Annotated in this window: 15 protein-coding genes and 1 tRNA gene; 10 read left to right on the top strand and 6 right to left on the bottom strand. The window is 59.6% G+C overall.

Translation table 11 applies throughout. The features are described 5' to 3' along the window. The first annotated feature begins 183 nt into the window (after nucleotides 1-183). From uca to FFS64_RS06350, 9 genes are all read left to right on the top strand, one after another. Nucleotides 184-3,831, top strand: coding sequence for an urea carboxylase (gene uca, locus FFS64_RS06310; RefSeq protein WP_137804642.1), 3,648 nt, complete (start codon nucleotides 184-186; stop codon nucleotides 3,829-3,831). A gap of 24 nt (nucleotides 3,832-3,855) precedes the next feature. After that, nucleotides 3,856-5,628, top strand: coding sequence for an allophanate hydrolase (atzF, locus tag FFS64_RS06315; RefSeq protein ID WP_372242166.1), 1,773 nt, complete (start codon nucleotides 3,856-3,858; stop codon nucleotides 5,626-5,628). 151 nt (nucleotides 5,629-5,779) lie between these two features. Then, on the top strand, nucleotides 5,780-7,273 hold the full coding sequence (locus FFS64_RS06320; RefSeq protein ID WP_137804644.1) for a sensor domain-containing diguanylate cyclase: 1,494 nt from the start codon (nucleotides 5,780-5,782) through the stop codon (nucleotides 7,271-7,273). Further along, entirely contained in the window at nucleotides 7,260-7,478 is a 219-nt protein-coding gene (locus FFS64_RS06325) for a cysteine-rich CWC family protein (RefSeq protein ID WP_137804645.1), read from the top strand. The genes FFS64_RS06320 and FFS64_RS06325 overlap by 14 nt, the downstream gene beginning before the upstream one ends. Before the next feature lie 34 nt (nucleotides 7,479-7,512). Further along, nucleotides 7,513-8,205, top strand: a complete 693-nt coding sequence (locus FFS64_RS06330; RefSeq protein ID WP_137804646.1) for a pseudouridine synthase — start codon at nucleotides 7,513-7,515, stop codon at nucleotides 8,203-8,205. A gap of 313 nt (nucleotides 8,206-8,518) precedes the next feature. Further along, complete coding sequence (locus FFS64_RS06335; RefSeq protein ID WP_137804647.1) at nucleotides 8,519-9,403, top strand: alpha/beta fold hydrolase; 885 nt, start codon at nucleotides 8,519-8,521, stop codon at nucleotides 9,401-9,403. A gap of 161 nt (nucleotides 9,404-9,564) precedes the next feature. Then, nucleotides 9,565-9,638: transfer RNA gene (locus FFS64_RS06340), tRNA-Gly, on the top strand. Between the two features lie 432 nt (nucleotides 9,639-10,070). Continuing rightward, on the top strand, nucleotides 10,071-10,250 hold the full coding sequence (locus FFS64_RS06345; RefSeq protein WP_137804648.1) for a type II toxin-antitoxin system HicA family toxin: 180 nt from the start codon (nucleotides 10,071-10,073) through the stop codon (nucleotides 10,248-10,250). Nucleotides 10,251-10,287: 37 nt separating this feature from the next. After that, complete coding sequence (locus FFS64_RS06350) at nucleotides 10,288-10,695, top strand: type II toxin-antitoxin system HicB family antitoxin (protein ID WP_137804649.1); 408 nt, start codon at nucleotides 10,288-10,290, stop codon at nucleotides 10,693-10,695. A 321-nt stretch (nucleotides 10,696-11,016) separates the two neighbouring features. Here FFS64_RS06350 and tam read toward each other — a convergent pair whose 3' ends face one another. After that, on the bottom strand, nucleotides 11,017-11,787 hold the full coding sequence (gene tam / locus FFS64_RS06355) for a trans-aconitate 2-methyltransferase (protein WP_137804650.1): 771 nt from the start codon (nucleotides 11,785-11,787) through the stop codon (nucleotides 11,017-11,019). Nucleotides 11,788-11,930: 143 nt separating this feature from the next. On the opposite strand from tam, the gene FFS64_RS06360 reads away from it, so the two are divergent. Further along, nucleotides 11,931-12,341, top strand: a complete 411-nt coding sequence (locus tag FFS64_RS06360) for a low affinity iron permease family protein (protein ID WP_137804651.1) — start codon at nucleotides 11,931-11,933, stop codon at nucleotides 12,339-12,341. Nucleotides 12,342-12,387: 46 nt separating this feature from the next. On the opposite strand, the gene FFS64_RS06365 is transcribed toward FFS64_RS06360, so the two are convergent. The 5 genes from FFS64_RS06365 to FFS64_RS06385 all read right to left on the bottom strand — a co-directional run bounded on the left by FFS64_RS06365 (nucleotide 12,388) and on the right by FFS64_RS06385 (nucleotide 16,974). Further along, a complete protein-coding gene (locus FFS64_RS06365) occupies nucleotides 12,388-12,891 on the bottom strand; it encodes a DUF4142 domain-containing protein (protein WP_137804652.1) in 504 nt (167 codons plus the stop codon). A gap of 73 nt (nucleotides 12,892-12,964) precedes the next feature. Beyond that, a complete protein-coding gene (locus FFS64_RS06370) occupies nucleotides 12,965-13,132 on the bottom strand; it encodes a KGG domain-containing protein (protein ID WP_095195453.1) in 168 nt (55 codons plus the stop codon). 117 nt (nucleotides 13,133-13,249) lie between these two features. Then, nucleotides 13,250-14,596 (bottom strand): diguanylate cyclase domain-containing protein, encoded by a 1,347-nt coding sequence (locus tag FFS64_RS06375; RefSeq protein ID WP_137804653.1) that lies wholly within the window; start codon nucleotides 14,594-14,596, stop codon nucleotides 13,250-13,252. An 87-nt stretch (nucleotides 14,597-14,683) separates the two neighbouring features. Beyond that, nucleotides 14,684-15,322, bottom strand: a complete 639-nt coding sequence (locus FFS64_RS06380) for a LysE family translocator (RefSeq protein ID WP_137804654.1) — start codon at nucleotides 15,320-15,322, stop codon at nucleotides 14,684-14,686. Nucleotides 15,323-15,642: 320 nt separating this feature from the next. Beyond that, nucleotides 15,643-16,974, bottom strand: coding sequence for an MFS transporter (locus FFS64_RS06385; protein ID WP_137804655.1), 1,332 nt, complete (start codon nucleotides 16,972-16,974; stop codon nucleotides 15,643-15,645). Nucleotides 16,975-17,066 lie beyond the last annotated feature (92 nt).

The raw sequence follows: 17,066 nt of genomic DNA on the forward strand, positions 1-17,066 counted from the left end.
GTGGTTGTTTGCCCTGTGCCAAGCCCGTTCGGGGCAGTGCCTCAAATCTGAAGTTCACCACTAAGCCCGCTCCCACAAGGGGTCCGTGGTGTTTTTGAAGCGAATTGATTCTGCCGTCGGGGACGACCCTGGCGCTCATCGAAAAACTGCGGGACGGCCCGCATCCCCTCCAGGGGTTATGCCATGTTCGAAAAAGTCCTGATCGCCAACCGTGGCGCCATCGCCTGCCGCATCTTGCGTACCTTGCGTGAACTGCGGGTCCAGGGCGTCGCCGTGTATTCCGAAGCCGATGTCGCGAGCCTGCATATCCTGCAAGCCGATGAGGCTCACAGCCTCGGTGAAGGCGCGGCCGCCGGTACGTATCTGGCGGTGGAAAAAATCCTCGCTATCGCCAAATCCAGCGGCGCCACGGCGATCCATCCCGGCTACGGTTTTCTCTCGGAAAACGCTGCGTTCGCCGAAGCCTGCCAAGCCGTCGATATTGCCTTCATCGGCCCGACACCTGAGCAGTTGCGCGTATTCGGCCTCAAACACACTGCCCGCGCCCTGGCCAGGCAACACGGCGTGCCGATGCTCGAAGGCACCGAACTGCTCGACAGCCTCGACGCGGCCTTGATTGCCGGCGAACAGGTCGGATACCCGGTCATGCTCAAGAGTACCGCCGGCGGTGGCGGGATCGGCATGCGCGTGTGCCGCAACGCTGCGCAGTTGAGCGAGTCCTTCGAAGCGGTGAAGCGCCTGGGCCAGAACAACTTCAGCGACGCCGGCGTATTCATCGAGAAGTACATCCAGCGCGCCCGACATCTGGAAGTTCAGGTGTTCGGCGACGGTCACGGTGAAGTGATCGCCCTTGGCGTGCGCGATTGTTCGGTACAACGCCGCAATCAGAAAGTCCTCGAAGAAACCCCGGCGCCGAACCTGCCCGAAGGCATGGCCGATGAGCTGTGCGCGGCGGCGATCAAACTGGCCAAGGCGGTGAATTATCGCAGCGCCGGCACCGTGGAATTCGTGTTCGACAGCGATGCCGGCCGTTTCTATTTTCTGGAAGTGAACACCCGTCTGCAGGTTGAACATGGCGTCACCGAGCAGGTGTGGGGCGTCGATCTGGTGCGCTGGATGGTGCAACTGGCGGCTGGTGAACTGCCGCCATTGAGCGAGTTGAGCCGAGGGTTGAAAGCCGAGGGGCATGCGATTCAGGCGCGACTGTACGCTGAAGATCCGGGGCGGGATTTCCAACCAAGTCCGGGGTTGCTCACCGCAGTGAAATTCCCCGTCGCCGATGGCAAACAACTGCGCATCGACACCTGGGTCGAGGCCGGGTGCGAGATCCCGCCGTACTTCGATCCAATGATCGCCAAGGTCATCACTTGGGCGCCAACTCGTGAAGAAGCCCACGCCGATCTGCATCAGGCATTGAGTGACAGCCTGTTGTATGGCGTGGAAACCAACCGCGATTATCTGCGGCAGATTCTGCTTGATGCACCGTTCGCCAACGGCCAGCCATGGACCCGCTGCCTTGAGGGGCTGGTGTATCAAGCCAACACCTTTGAGGTACTCAGTGCCGGTACCCAGACCAGTGTCCAGGATTATCCGGGGCGCCTCGGTTACTGGGCAGTGGGCGTGCCGCCGTCGGGACCGATGGACAGTCGCGCGCTGCGATTGGGCAATCTTTTGCTGGGTAATGACGAAGGTTCTGCCGCGCTGGAAATCACCATGAGCGGGCCCTTGCTGCGCTTCAATTGCGATGCGGTAGTGGCGGTGACCGGGGCGGTGATCCCGCTGACGTTGAACGGTGAAACCGTCGCCATGAACACGGCGTTGCTGATTCCCGCTGGCGCGACCTTGAGCCTTGGCACAATCGCCGGTACCGGCGCGCGCAGTTATCTGTGCCTGCGGGGGGGACTGCAAGTACCGGATTATCTGGGCAGCAAAAGTACCTTCACCCTCGGCCAGTTCGGCGGGCACGGCGGTCGTGCCTTGCGGGCCGGCGACGTGTTGCATGTACCAGCCTTGAGCGACCGCAGCGTCGGTCAGCAACTGGTTGAAGATCAGATCAGCGAGTTGCCCGATGTGCGGCAAATCCGGGTGATCTACGGCCCACACGGTGCACCGGAATATTTCACCGAACACTACATCGGCACCTTCTTCGCCACGCAGTGGGAAGTGCATTTCAACTCCAGCCGCACCGGCGTGCGCCTGATCGGACCGAAGCCGGAATGGGTGCGTGCCGATGGTGGCGAGGCCGGGCTGCATCCATCGAACATTCATGACAATCCGTATGCGATTGGCGCCGTGGATTTCACCGGGGACATGCCGGTAATTCTCGGCCCGGATGGTCCGAGCCTTGGCGGGTTCGTGTGCCCGGTGACAGTGATCGAGGCGGATCTGTGGCAGTTGGGGCAGCTCAAGGCTGGGGACAAAGTGCAGTTCCAAGCCGTCGATCTCAAAACCGCTCGGTCATTGGCTCTGAAATGGAATTCCTGTGGGAGCTGGCTTGTCGGGTCGCCGCATCGCAGCGATGGGGGCCGACCTGACACCACATCAACTTCATTGCTGGCAAGCCAGCTCCCACAGGGGATTGTGTCGCCTGTGGTGTTGGATATAGGGCTGAACGATACGCGGCTGGTTGCACGACTGTCCGGCGACACTCACCTGCTCCTGGAAATCGGCGCCCCGGAACTCGACCTGGTCCTGCGCTTCCGCGCCCACGCCCTCATGCAAGCGCTGGAAAGCAAGAACCTGCACGGCGTGATCGACCTGACCCCGGGCATCCGCTCATTGCAAGTGCACTACCAACCCGAGCAGCTGCCGCTGGCCGATCTGCTGGGTATCGTTGCCGGTGAATGGGACGCCGTGTGCGCCGCCAAGGACCTGCAAGTGCCCTCGCGCATCGTCCATCTACCGCTGTCCTGGGACGACCCGGCGTGCCAACTGGCGATCGAAAAATACATGACCACCGTGCGCAAGGATGCACCCTGGTGCCCGAGTAACCTGGAGTTCATCCGTCGCATCAACGACCTGCCGAACCTCGATGAAGTACAGCGCACGGTGTTCGACGCCCGTTATCTGGTAATGGGCCTGGGCGATGTCTATCTGGGTGCACCGGTTGCCACCCCGCTTGATCCGCGTCATCGCCTGGTCACCACCAAGTACAACCCGGCGCGCACCTGGACCGCGGAAAACTCGGTGGGCATCGGTGGCGCCTACATGTGCGTGTACGGCATGGAAGGTCCCGGTGGTTATCAGTTCGTTGGTCGTACCTTGCAGATGTGGAACCGCTATCGCGAAGTCGCGGCGTTCGATGGCAAACCCTGGCTGCTGCGCTTCTTCGACCAGATCCGTTTTTACCCGGTGAGTGCCGATGAACTGCTGCGCATTCGCCGGGATTTCCCCCTCGGGCGCTTCGAGCTGAACATCGAACACAGTCAGTTGAACCTGGCGGATTACCAGGCGTTTCTGGCCCGGGAAGCCGAGAGCATTGCTGCGTTTCGCCAGCAGCAACAGGGCGCGTTCAACGCCGAACGCGAACGCTGGATCGCCAGCGGTCAGGCGCATTTCGACAGCGAGGAACTGGCCCCGGAGGTGACCGAGGACGCACCGCTGGCTAACGGTCAACAGACCATCGACAGCCACATCGCCGGTAACCTCTGGCAAGTGCAGGTGGAAACCGGCAGCCGGGTCGAGGCCGGTGATGTGCTGGTGATTCTGGAGTCGATGAAGATGGAAATTCCGCTGCTGGCGCCCATGGCTGGCGTGGTGCGGGAGATTCGCGTGCAGCCGGGCTCGGCGGTGCGCGCCGGACAGCGCGTCGTGGTGCTGGAACTCGACTGAATCCATTTCTGAAGGATGAACGCCATGAATTTGCAATTCGATGCCCTGCGCACGGCCTACCGCACCGGCGAGACCACGCCACGAAAACTGCTGTTGGCCTTGCGGGAAAAAGCCGCCGCGCTGAACCCGGACTATCACCTGTTTATCCATTTGCTCAGCGCCCTGGAACTGGAGCCGTATCTGGCCGCGCTCGATGGCCGCGACATCGACAGCCTGCCGTTGTACGGCGTGCCCTTCGCGATCAAGGACAACATTGATTTGGCGGGCATTCCGACCACGGCGGCCTGCCCGGCGTTTGCCTACATGCCGGAGCGTTCGGCAACCATCGTCGAGCAACTGCTGGCGCTGGGGGCGATTCCGTTGGGCAAGACCAACCTCGACCAATTCGCTACCGGCCTCAATGGCAGTCGCTCGCCCTACGGTGCTTGCCCTAACAGTGTGTTGCCGGAGTACCCGTCGGGCGGCTCCAGCGCCGGTTCGTCACTGGCGGTGGCGCTCGGTGTGGCGAGTTTTTCCCTCGGCACCGACACGGCAGGCTCCGGGCGGGTGCCGGCGGCGTTGAACAATCTGGTCGGGATGAAAGCCACCAAAGGGCTGATCTCCACGGCGGGCGTGGTTCCGGCCTGTCGCACGCTGGATTGCGTGACCACGTTTACCACTACCGCCCAGGAGGCCAGTCAGTTGCTGGCACTCACCGCGCACCTTGACCCACGGGACGAATACAGCCGCGGCAATCCATTGTGGAATGACGGCTCGGCGTTCGGCACTCCTCGCGCCTTCCGGTTTGGCGTGCCACGGGCGCAGGATCTGGAATTTTTTGGCTGCACCCAGGGTCCGGTGTTGTTCGGCGAAGCGGTCGAACAACTCAAGGCCTTGGGGGGTGAGGCCGTCGAACTTGATCTGTCGCCGTTTCTCGAAGCGGCGCGTTTGCTGTACGAAGGTCCCTGGGTGGCTGAACGCTACAGCGTGGCGGGCGAACTGATGGAGCAAAATCCCGAAGCCGTGCTGCCGGTGATTCGCGCCGTGCTGGCCAAGGCTCCGGCTGTCAGCGGCGTACAAACTTTTCACGCCCAGTATCGATTGCAAGCCTTGAAAGCCCTGTGTGACAAGGCGCTGCAATCTCTCGATTGCGTCGTCACGCCGACCATCGGCCGCCCTGTCACGCTGGCAGAGCTTGCGGCTGAACCTGTACTGCGCAATTCGGAACTGGGTTACTACACCAACTTCATGAACCTGCTCGACTACGCCGCCGTCGCCGTGCCCAGTGGCTTCATGAACAACGGTTTGCCCTGGGGCGTGACGCTGTTTGGCCGGGCGTTTACCGATCAGTATCTGTTGAGTGTGGCCGACGGCTTGCAGCGCCAGCAAGGTTTGGCAGCACCTGCGCCAACAGCGGTTGCACGCAATGATCGTGCGCGGCTGGTGGTTTGTGGGGCGCATCTGGACGGGTTGGCGTTGAACTGGCAGCTCAAGCAGCGCGGCGCCCGGCTGGTCGAATCGACATACAGCTCCCCCGACTATCAACTCTACGCCCTGGCCGGCGGCCCACCCTTTCGCCCGGGCATGGTTCGGGTAAAGGATGGTGGCGTGGCGATTGCCGTGGAAGTCTGGGAATTGCCGAGCAGCGAGTTGGGCTCGTTCCTGACCGGAATCCCGGCGCCGCTGGGGTTGGGTAAAGTGCAACTGGCGGATGGGCGCTGGGAGAGCGGGTTTATCTGTGAGGCGTATGGCTTGGAAGGCGCAGTGGATATCAGCCAACTGGGGGGATGGCGGGCGTATCTGAAAAACCTGAGTTAACTCAGAACCTGTGGAAGCGAGCCGGCTCCGGGCGGCTCGCTTCCACAAGGTCCGGGCACAATCTACGACCATTCAAGGCGCACATAGAGCAGTTATTCCCCGCCGTTGCCACTAGAATGCTTGCCATCGGACAATTGTCAACGGAACTGCCATGCCGCTTCGATCGCCGCTGTACTCTCAACGCTCGTTGGTCCTCACGCTGGTCGCATTGTTGGGCGCAGGTTTCCTGGCCACCTCCTTCCTCAGTTACTACGCGTCGCGGGCGTCGATCCGCGACAACATCGTCAACACCGAACTGCCACTGACATCGGACACCGTCTACTCGGAAATCCAGAAAGACCTGGTCAGACCGATCCTGATTTCCTCGATGATGTCCCGCGATACCTTCATGCGTGACTGGGTGGTAAACGGCGAACGCGACACCGACCAGATGACCCGCTATCTCAATGAGGTCATGACCCACTACGGCGCCTACACCGCCTTCTTCGTTTCCAACACCAGCCTGACCTACTACCACGCCAAGGGCGTACTCAAGCAGGTCAAAGCCACTGAACCCCGCGACACCTGGTACTTCCGCGTGCGCGACATGAAAGATCCCTACGAGATCAACGTCGATCCGGATCTTGCCAACAGAGACAACCTGACCGTTTTCATCAACTACAAGGTCTATGACTACAACGACCGTTTCATTGGCGCGGCGGGTGTCGGGCTGACGGTCGATGCGGTGATCAAGCTGATCGACAAATACCAGCAGCGCTACCAGCGCAGCGTGTACTTCGTCGACACCTTCGGGCGCCTGGTGCTCACCGGCGCCGAGGGTGGCCCGGATGGCTCACGGGCCGGGCAGACCCTGGGTGAACTCGAGAGCATGAAAGACTTGATCACTCAGTTGCCCAAGCCCCACAGCGGCAGCTACGAGTATTCCGGCCAGGGCCAGGGACACTTCCTCAACGTGCGGTTCATTCCGGAACTGAACTGGTACTTGTTCGTCGACAAACGCGAAGATGGCGACCTCAGTGAGATCCGTCGCTCGCTGTACCTCAACCTGCTGATCTGCCTGATGGTCACCCTGACCGTCCTCGCTCTGCTCAACCGGGTGATCAAGCGTTATCAGAGCAGGATTCACGCCCAGGCGACCCTCGACAGCCTGACTGAACTACCCAACCGCCGCGGCTTCGACCTGCTCGCCGCGCAAGCCATGCACGAAGCCCAGCGCGAGCCCAAGCCTCTGACGGCATTGCTGCTGGACCTGGACCACTTCAAGGCCCTGAACGACACCTACGGCCACCTGGCCGGCGATCAGGTGCTGATCGGCTTTGCCAGGGATCTGGAGAGCTGTCTGCGCCATTCCGATATCGTCTGCCGCTGGGGCGGCGAAGAGTTCATCGTGCTGCTCAAGGACACCGACGGTGAGACCGGTCTGATGATTGCCGAGAAAATTCGTCAGCATGTGGAGCAACAGCTTTATGCCTACAACGGCAGCAGCTTGCATCTGACGGTCAGCATCGGCCTGACCACCCTGCAACCCATTGACACCTTGCATACACTGCTGTCGCGGGCCGATCATGCGATGTACCGGGCCAAGCAAAGTGGCCGCAACCGTACCTGTGTGGAAAAGCCTCACTCCAGCTATGAACCAGCCTGACCTCTGCCCCGCCTGCGGCGCATCCAACGACTGCACCCTGGCCGACCCGCGAACCGCCGATCGGGCGTGCTGGTGCTACGGCGTCAGCATCGACCCGGCGGTACTTGAAGCGCTGCCGGCCGAACTGCGCAACGCCTCTTGCCTGTGTCCGCGCTGCGCCGAAGTCGAGGCGCAGTTGCAAGCAGCGCCCCAGCCGATCAAGTAAGATGCGCGGCCCTGTCCTCACCGATCCTTGAGCCATGCGCGTCGACCGTTTCCTCAGCAACCTGCCCCGCTTCAACCGTAAGCAGGTGCGCCTGTTGCTGGTGGAAAAGCGCGTCAGCATCGACGGAACAGTCGTCAGCGACCCCCACGCCGAAGTCCGCGAGTTCAGCCGCGTCGAAGTCGATGACGAGGTCCTGCAAGCCGGCAAGCCGCTGCGTCACTTCATGCTGCACAAACCGGCCGGTTGCGTCAGCGCCACCCGTGACCCGCAGCACCCGACCGTACTCGACCTGATCCATGAACCGGACAAGGACGAACTGCACATCGCCGGTCGCCTGGATTTCAACACCACCGGCCTGATGCTGATTACCAACGACGGCAATTGGTCTCGCCGCCTGACCCAGCCGCAGACCAAACTGCCGAAGGTCTATTACGTCGAAACCGAGCGAGACATCGGCCCCGAATACGCCCTCAAATTTACTGAAGGCCTGTACTTCGCCTTCGAAGACCTCACCACCCAACCGGCCGGGCTAGAGCTGCTGGGGCCGAAATCGGCACGCCTGAGCATCGTCGAAGGTCGTTACCATCAGGTGAAGCGCATGTTCGGCCACTTCGACAACAAAGTGATGCGCCTGCATCGCGAACGCATGGGCCCGCTGGTACTCGACAGCACGTTGAAACCGGGCGAATACCGCCCACTCAGCGACGAAGAGATCCGATCGATCTAAGCCGACGACCACTCAGCAGAAATTTGTAGAACAATTTACCAACGGCACTTGCGCAATGATGTGACCCCTGCTTGAATCAGGACGTCGGCCGAAATGTGACCGATGAGTCACAAGATACATCCAAGAAACTTTTTGCCGGTAGGAACCCATGGGTTCCGGCCTCATCCGGCAGACTGCCCGCCAATAACAATACCCGTCGACCGGACTGCATTGGATCGACATGGGCTAGAAAATTCCAAGGCATATGCCTACCTGTCACAAAGCTCGTGCAATCTCTTTTGCGCGCATACCCGCTTGCCAGGAGTCTTATGACATGAGGCCAGAAATCGCTGTGCTGGATATACAGGGTCAGTATCGGGTTTACACGGAGTTCTATCGCGCAGACGCCGCAGAGAAGACCATCATTTTGGTCAACGGCTCGATGGCCACGACTGCGTCGTTTGCACAAACCGTGAAAAACCTTTATCCGCATTTCAATGTGGTCTGCTACGACCAGCCCTACGCGGGCAAGTCAAAAGCCCACAACCTGCATGAGAAAATGCTGACCAAGGAAATCGAAGGGCAGATCCTCCTCGAGCTGATCGACCACTTCGCCGCCGAACACGTGCTGTCGTTTTCCTTTGGTGGCGCCGCGACCATGGTCGCGCTGTCCCAACGGCCACGGCGCATCGAAAAAGCCGTGATCAGTTCGTTCTCCCCGGTGGTCAACGCCCACATGCTCGATTACCTCGAACGCGGCGTCGATTACCTCGGTAGTCGGGACGGTGATCGGGTCGGGCATCTGGTGAACGACACCATCGGCAAACACTTGCCATCACTGTTCAAGCGCTTCAACTACCGTCACGTCAGCAGCCTGGCGGAACATGAATACGGGCAAATGCACTTTCACATCAGCGAAGTACTCAACAGTGATCGGCAGTGCTACCTGAACGCCGCGAAGAAGATCAACGTGCCGGTGCTGTTCATGAACGGCGAGTGGGACGAATACACCGCTGCCGAAGACGCCCGACTGTTCGCCGGCCACGTGCAACACAGCACGTTCAGCACCCTGCAGGCCACCGGCCACTTTCTCGACATGGAACACAAAGCCGCTTGCCGAGACAGCCGCAACGCACTGATGGGGTTCCTGAAGCCGGCGCAGCATGAAAGCCGACCGCGTTTCCACTACGTCCAGGACCACCATGCATTGGCCATCTGAAACAGCGTCATCGCGAGCAAGCCCCGCTCTGCAGGAGCAAGGCTTGCCCGCGATTGACCATCGCACGGTCTACGCGTTGCTTTCACCTGCGCTAAAGCCATCTGACGCAAAGAAAAACTTCATTTCCATGCGCACATCTGGTACAAAGTCAGCCGCTCCGAGCGGGTGTCGTATAATGGCATTACTCCAGCTTCCCAAGCTGATAACGAGGGTTCGATTCCCTTCACCCGCTCCAATCGAATTTCGGTCTCACGTTGTTTTTTGACGGGAGATGCAGGTAAAAAGAAACCGGCCTTGATGGCCGGTTTTTTTGTGTCTGGGTTTTGACTCCTTGGGCGGTAATGCCTTCCTGAAGTTCGTTAGCGTTTTTCTCGAAAACCACGGACTTATTATCAAATTTGTTCCCGCATTAGCATTTTCATACCTGCCGATGCGAGAGAGTGTTGGCCATCTTCGGCTGAGACTTGAGCGTGTTGCCCTATCGGTAAAACCTCGCATTACACACAGCACCTCAATTCAGCCTTGCGTGAGGCGATCGTTGTAGCGCCCTCTAGACTCGATCCCTACCACCTTATGTCATCAAAGCCAGGACGGTTTTGGTGGTTATAGTGTTGATTCAGAAAAATCAGTAGGTATAGTAACCACAAGCACACCACAAGGAGGTGATGTGAATAGCCGATTTTTGATTAGCCAAATTGTTGCGGACGGCTGGTATCTGGTACGTATCAGAGGCAGCCACCATCACTTCAAGCATCCGACCAAGCCGGGGCTGGTGACGGTCCCTCATCCCAAAAAAGATCTGCTCAAAAAAACGGCCATCAGTATTTTGCAAAAGGCGCTGCTTTAACGAGCCCGATGCGCCCAGCCCTCGGAGGACAATGAACATGCTTTACCCAATCGCAATTTCAATGGGCGATGACGAACACGCCTGGGGCGTGGAGATCCCCGACATTCCGGGATGTTTTTCCGCTGGCGAAGATCTGGATGACGCCATGGCCATGGCCCGGGAAGCCATTGAAGGTCACTTCGAGATTCTGGCCGAAGACGGATCGCCAATTCCGCCCGCGAGTAAAGTGACTTTGCACGCCGCCAACCCGAAGTACGCGGGATGTGCGTGGGCGTTGGTGGATATCGACGTTACCAGGTATCTAGGCAAGGCCCAGAAACTGAACATCACACTGCCTGGCTACCTGCTCAACCGGATTGATGAGTACGTGCTGCACCACCCGGAAGAGAAAAGCCGTTCGGGCTTTCTGGCTTCGGCAGCACTGAAGGTGTTGCAGCAGAGCTGATGAAAGAACGGGAGCGACCGATGATGAGGCTGGTCAGCGCTCAGCACTGAGTGTTTCTTGCAGGTACTCGTATAATTTGCGTATAGATCTCCACCCGCCCGTAAAGACTCCATAGAGCCGCGTTGAGCCCGACGACAGATGCCTTACTCTGCCGGCTCACCGTTCGCCAAGAGGTCAGCATGGACAGTTCAGAGTTGGGGATCATGATCATTTCAATGATCGGGTTGTTCGGCTTTGCTTCGTTTATCTTTGAATACTTGAGTGCCAGGCGTTCAAAGAAAAGGGGCGGATGACACGATCGTCATCCGCCCCTTTTTCACATCAGCGAGTCGCCACCAGAAACAACCGCGGAAACGGCAGCAACACCGAACCATCGGCCAACGTCGGATAGACCTGCTCAATGGCGGCCAGATACTGCTTCAGGTACTGCGCCCGCTCCGTCTCATCCAGCGGATCGAGAAACGGCCGCAGACCGCTGCCCTTGAACCACTCGACCACACCCGACGCACCGCCTGCGAGTGGATGATGGTAGGTGGTGCGCCACACATCGACGCGGGTGCAACAGGCTTTCAGGATTGAGTAATAGCCACTGGCATCGGCCATTTCCGTACGTTGCGCGGCGGCTCCGGTAAGTTTGCTCGCCCAGGGACCGTCAGCCGCGACTTCGCGCATCAACCGATGCGAAGGCTCATTGAGGTTGTCCGGCATCTGAATCGCCAGACTGCCACCGGGGGCGAGTCTGTTCACCAGCGAAGGCAGTAACGTTGCGTGATCGGGCACCCACTGCAGTACCGCGTTGGCAAAAATCACGTCGAACGGGCCACTGTCCTGCCAAGTGTCGATGTCCGCGATATCGAACTGCACCTGCGGCAAACGCTTGCGAGCGGCTTCGATCATGTCGGCTGAACTGTCCAACCCACGCACCGTGGCACCGACAAAGCGCTCCACCAGCAACTCGGTCGAGTTACCGGGACCGCAACCGATATCGATGGCCGAGCGCACGTCTACGGCGGGTATCGCCGATAACAGGTCACGGGCGGGACGGGTGCGTTCATCTTCAAAAGCGACGTATTGCTTGGCGGACCAACTCATTGCGTTCTCCTGTCGTGAGTGCCGAAGCATCTTAACCCACGGCCGACCCGCGCCTTTCTCAGTGAGTGCGTATATGTAAGTAGAATTTTCATCTCGCCCTCACTGTCAGAAAAAACAGGTGCATCCCCATAAGGAAAACGGCCATGAAATTCGCAAAAATCGCACAGAAACTTGCCCTATGGGCCGGTAGCCCCAAGACGTTCCTGGGGGCGATCCTGTTGATTTTCCTGTGGGGGTTGAGCGGGCCGATTTTCAAGTTCAACGACACCTGGCAACTAATCATCAACACCTCGACCACCATCATCACCTTCCTGATGGTGTTCCTGATCCAGAACACACAGAACCGCGACACGGATATTTTGCATTTGAAGGTCGATGAGTTGCTGCGGGTAACCAAGGACGCGCAGAACGCACTGCTTGGGCTCGAGGCGTTGGACCTCAAAGAGCTTGAGGCGTTGAGAAAGCACTATCGCAGCCTGGGTGAAGGACAGACCATTTCCATTGACGGCACGGTCGTTGAGGAGAAAGGCAAGCAGGATCTGAATGAGTGTTGATCGACATTGCGCGGGGGGGCCCGAGGTCACCCGCGCACGGGAATGACTAGAGACTGGCCTGTAAAGCTCGGGCCATTTGCAGATGGTTTTGCAGTTTGGGCAGGGTTTCCTCAGCGAATGCCTTGATCTGCGGCACGTCTGTGGTTTGCGCCGTTTGCTCAAGCTGCTCGATGGCTTCCTGAGTGGTTTTGACTTGGCTGGCCGCGTAGGCCTCATCAAAATTCGTGCCCTCCATGACTTCAGGCATCAAGGCTTTGGCCTTATCCACCATCTCTTCACGCGGGGCCACCGGCAGGTCCAGCTGCTTGGCGATTTTCGCCAGGTGCTGATTGGCGGTGGTGCGGTCGTTGATCACGACAATGGTGTAGTCCTTGACCTCTTTGGATTCGGATTTCTGGTGCGCCAGGCGACTGGCTTCGATGTCGGCCATACCTTTGGCCGAGGCTTCGTTGATGAATTCGGCGGGCGTCTGGGCGAAGGCACTGCTGGCGCACAGGCCCATTAACGCGGCAAAACCGCAATTGCGTACTCGGGTGGCCATCCGGTTCATGGTCGCGCCCTCCTCTAAAAATTCAAACGGGAGCTTTCGCCCCCGCTTCTCAATCAAAACCACCTTCCATCCACTAGCGGGACTTTTGCCCGCCCTGTCCGCCTTTACGGCCCATGTCGGGTTTCGCAGGCTCTTTATCAACGGTCGTGGTAGTGGTTTTCCCACCTTTGCGACCTGCTTCAGACGCCTTGGTTCGATCGTTGGCGAAGTTTCCCGAGTTCGAGTTTCTTGAGTTAGGCATGATTCTCTACCTCTTGGTGATGTTCGCGGCGAGCTTGCGCCCGCATAGAATCTGAATTTATGCGGGCCAAAAGGTTTAGAAAAATCCGTTCATGCCGCGACGAACGGCAACCGATACTCAGACAAGCCGCAGGTGATGCTCGCGCTTGGCGCTGTACATCGCTTCATCGGCGTGCCGGAACAACTGCGCTTCTTCCGTGCCGTTTTCAGGGTATTGCGCCACGCCGATGCTCGGGTGGATGTGCAGGCTGTGGCCATCCAGGCGCAGCGGCTGGGCCAGCACATGACGGATTTTCCCGGCCACGCAGTCGGCATCGCCCGAGGCGTGGATGCTGTGCAACAACACGACGAATTCGTCACCGCCAATGCGCGCCACTGTGTCGGTTTCGCGCACGCAGCCCTTGAGCCGATTGGCGACGGTCTGCAACAACATGTCGCCCACCGCATGGCCATGGGTGTCGTTGACTTGCTTGAAACGGTCGAGGTCGACATACAGCAGCGCCATGCGCCCACGATCTTCACGCGCGGCCGCCAATGAGGCCTTGAGTCGGTCACGCAGCAACTCGCGGTTGGGCAGTTGGGTCAACTGGTCGTACTGGGCCATGCGTTGCAATCGCGCGTGCAATTGCTTGCGCTCGATCGCTGTCGCGACCTGGGCACAGACATACTGCAACAGCTCTTTATCCTGCTCGGTATAGCGCTCGCCGCCGGGGATGCTTTTGACGATCAGTGCGCCAATGGTGCCGTTTTGCGAGTTCAGCGGCACACCCAGCCAACAAGGTGAATGTTGCCCGGACACCAGCGCTTCGAACCCGACGTGTGGCGTCTCCTGATCCGGGGTCAGCAAAATGGGCAGGCCGGTGCGGATAACCTCGGCACACAGGCGCCCGGTGATCGTACCGGGCTGCTCGGGCTGCGGCTCGTGGTCGTCGACGTGGTAGGGAAAATTCAACTGCTTACAGTGTTCGTCATACAACGCCACGGAAAAATTCAGCGCCGGCAGCCATTCACCGATGATCAGATGGATGCGTTTGAACAGCGCCAACAGGTCTTCTGCCGCATGCGCCGCTTCGGAAATCGCGTATAGCGCCGCCTGTCGGGACTCGGCCTGCTTGCGTTCAGTGATGTCACGGGCCACGGCGATGCGCAGTTGATCAACCTCCGACCAACGCGCCGACCACAGGATGTTCACCACCCGGCCATCCTTGCGCAGGTAGCGGTTCTCGAAATTCAGCTTGGGCTCGCCGCCCATGATTTCTCGCGCGGCATCGAGGGTGCGCTGCCGATCGGCCGGGTGCACCAGATCGATCATCTGCCGGCCGATCATTTCGTCGGGGGTGTAGCCGAAAACGCGCTCGCAAGCTGCACTGACAAATACGAAGCGACCTTGTTTGTCGACCGCACAAACGGCGTCCAGCAAGAGGTCGATGTAGCTCGCCAACGGAGCGGAATTTCTGGTGGTCATGGTGCCGAGAGCGTGTCCGAACGATGCAGCAAGAAGAAACCATCCCTGACCAATACGTGTGCCGCTGATGCAACCCTGCAATCAGCGTCAAGCCTTGTTCGTCACCAGCCCCGGCAATGCATGCGCCAGGGCGTTGATGGCAAAACCGATGAACATCACCCCGCACAGGCGGGTAATCGCCAACTCATGGCGTTGATACAAGGTGCGCACCCGGCGCGCCCCGACAATGCCGATGAGGATAGCGTAGGCGATAAGGCCACCAATGAAACTCAGGAAGATCAGCCACGGCAGCATCGACCAGGTCAGCAGCTCGGCGCGGCTCGACAGCAATGCAGTGAATGTCGCCACCGCCACCGGGTAAGCCTTCGGATTGGTCAGGCCAAACAGGATGCCATGCCAGAACGGTTGCCGCGCCGGCCCCTGGGGCGCTTCGCCAATGCTGCGACGCGCCCGCACCGCGCGCCAGCCGAGCCAGAACAGATAAAGGCCGCTGAGTACGCCCAGCACATCGAACGCGGTGCTGCCGATTTCCCGCGCACCGACAATCGCCACCAGCGCGGTGCTGCACCAGATCACATCGCCCAGCAAATGCCCGCAAAGAAACCCCGCCCCCGCCCGCCGGCCATGCGCCGCGCCAATCCCGAACACTGCCAGCACACCCGGCCCCGGGGTAATGCCATAAATGAAGCCCGAGGCAAGAACGGCCATTAGCAGCGATGGGGTCATGGGAAGTCCTTTTGAACTGTTTGGTGAATGGTCGCCAGTCTATATCAGGTCCTTGGGCGTTGAATGACTGATCGTCGAAGAATTACCAGATGGGGCTTGGAGCGTCGAGGGGCAAGGGAAAGGCACTGCCAGGCAGTGGGAGGCAGGTACCCGCTTTCAGTGATGGCGGGTTGAGTGAACAACAGAAAGTACGGTGGCGATTATCAGTCAGCCTTCGCGAGCAATCTACCTGACATGCAGATTTCAGTATTGATCGCAGGCTGCGCCAGCTCCTGCAGGGATGCGTGGTCCCCGCACGAGCCGGCGCGACTTGCGAACTATTAAAACTTGTCCAGCGTACGCAGCTTCTGCGGCAGCCCCCACAGCAACAACGCAACCGCAATCAGCGCGCAGACCCCAATGACATACAGCGCCGGCGTGGTGCTGCCGGTGAGGTCCTTGATCCGTCCGACCATGACCGGGCTGACGATGCCGCCGAACTGGCCCAGGGTGTTGATCACCGCGATCCCGCCCGCCGCCCCGGCGCCAGCCCCGGCCAGCAATTTCGGCGGCAGGGTCCAGAAGCTCGGGATCGAGGCGATGATCCCGGCACCGAGCAGGCCCAGAGCGACGATCAGGAACGTCGTGTGATTGGCGAAGATCCCCGCGCTGAAGAAGCCGATCGCACCGACCGCGACCAGTCCGGCGACAAACTTGCGTCGCTCACCGGAGGCATCCGACAGGCGTCCGATCACCACCATGCTGATAGCGCCACAGATGTACGGGACGGCCGTCAGCAGACCGATCATCACCGGGCTCTCGGTACCGGCGCTGCGGATCAGTTGCGGTGCCCAGAAATTCAAGCCGTAGGATGCCACCTGAATCAGGAAGTAGATCAGGCCGAGGGTCAGGAAGCCTGGAATCCGCAGCGCTGCGAGCAGCGACCCGCCACTTTTGTGCGGTTCATGGTGAGCGATGCGACTGGCCAGCAATTTCTTCTCCGAGGGCGTCAGCCAGTGGGCGTCTTCGATGCGGTCCTTGAGCAGGGTCAGCACCAGCAAACCGAGGCCGATGCATGGCACACCGCCGAGCAGGAACAACCAGTGCCAGCCGCGCATGTCCAGAAAGCCGTCGAGATGTTGCAGCACCAGCCCGGAGAACGGTGCGCCTACCAGACCGGCGAAGGCCGATGACAGGAACAGCATCGAGGTGATGCGCCCGCGATAATGCTGCGGGAACCACAGCGTCAGGTAATACAGTACGCCCGGCGCAAACCCCGCCTCCATGGCACCGATCAAGAATCGCAGTACATAGAACTGCCATTCGCTGTTGACGAAGACCATCAGCGCGGTGGCCAGGCCCCAGGACATCATGATCCGGGCAATCCAGCGACGGGCGCCGACCTTGTACAGCATCATGTTGCTGGGCACTTCGAAAATCACGTAACCGACCACGAACAACCCGGCGCCGAGACCGTAAGCGGTGTCGCTCAGGCTCAGATCGGCCTGCAACTGGAACTTGGCGAAGCTGATGTTGATGCGGTCGAAAAACGCGAACAGGTAGCAGACCATGATCAGCGGCATCAATCGCCAGGCGACCTTGCTGACCAGGGCTTTTTCTTCGTCGTGGCTAACAGCCGGGCTCGCGCCGGCCTCCAATGCATTAAGGCTCATTGCGTTTCTCCAGGCGGACTTCCCGTAGGTGTCCGATTGTTTTTGTTGTCTGGTGTGCTCTGTGTGGGAGCTTTTACTGTGGGAGCGAGCCT

The sequence above is a fragment of the Pseudomonas sp. G(2018) genome (assembly GCF_005502415.1).
GTDB lineage: Bacteria > Pseudomonadota > Gammaproteobacteria > Pseudomonadales > Pseudomonadaceae > Aquipseudomonas.

What these genes read in the sequence shown, in the direction of transcription:
- uca (WP_137804642.1), top strand. Translation starts at nt 184, where the DNA reads ATGTTCGAAAAAGTCCTGATCGCCAACCGTGGCGCCATCGCCTGCCGC.
- atzF (WP_372242166.1), top strand. Translation starts at nt 3,856, where the DNA reads ATGAATTTGCAATTCGATGCCCTGCGCACGGCCTACCGCACCGGCGAG.
- FFS64_RS06320 (WP_137804644.1), top strand. Translation starts at nt 5,780, where the DNA reads ATGCCGCTTCGATCGCCGCTGTACTCTCAACGCTCGTTGGTCCTCACG.
- FFS64_RS06325 (WP_137804645.1), top strand. Translation starts at nt 7,260, where the DNA reads ATGAACCAGCCTGACCTCTGCCCCGCCTGCGGCGCATCCAACGACTGC.
- FFS64_RS06330 (WP_137804646.1), top strand. Translation starts at nt 7,513, where the DNA reads ATGCGCGTCGACCGTTTCCTCAGCAACCTGCCCCGCTTCAACCGTAAG.
- FFS64_RS06335 (WP_137804647.1), top strand. Translation starts at nt 8,519, where the DNA reads ATGAGGCCAGAAATCGCTGTGCTGGATATACAGGGTCAGTATCGGGTT.
- FFS64_RS06350 (WP_137804649.1), top strand. Translation starts at nt 10,288, where the DNA reads ATGCTTTACCCAATCGCAATTTCAATGGGCGATGACGAACACGCCTGG.
- tam (WP_137804650.1), bottom strand. Translation starts at nt 11,787, where the DNA reads ATGAGTTGGTCCGCCAAGCAATACGTCGCTTTTGAAGATGAACGCACC.
- FFS64_RS06360 (WP_137804651.1), top strand. Translation starts at nt 11,931, where the DNA reads ATGAAATTCGCAAAAATCGCACAGAAACTTGCCCTATGGGCCGGTAGC.
- FFS64_RS06365 (WP_137804652.1), bottom strand. Translation starts at nt 12,891, where the DNA reads ATGAACCGGATGGCCACCCGAGTACGCAATTGCGGTTTTGCCGCGTTA.
- FFS64_RS06370 (WP_095195453.1), bottom strand. Translation starts at nt 13,132, where the DNA reads ATGCCTAACTCAAGAAACTCGAACTCGGGAAACTTCGCCAACGATCGA.
- FFS64_RS06375 (WP_137804653.1), bottom strand. Translation starts at nt 14,596, where the DNA reads ATGACCACCAGAAATTCCGCTCCGTTGGCGAGCTACATCGACCTCTTG.
- FFS64_RS06380 (WP_137804654.1), bottom strand. Translation starts at nt 15,322, where the DNA reads ATGACCCCATCGCTGCTAATGGCCGTTCTTGCCTCGGGCTTCATTTAT.
- FFS64_RS06385 (WP_137804655.1), bottom strand. Translation starts at nt 16,974, where the DNA reads ATGAGCCTTAATGCATTGGAGGCCGGCGCGAGCCCGGCTGTTAGCCAC.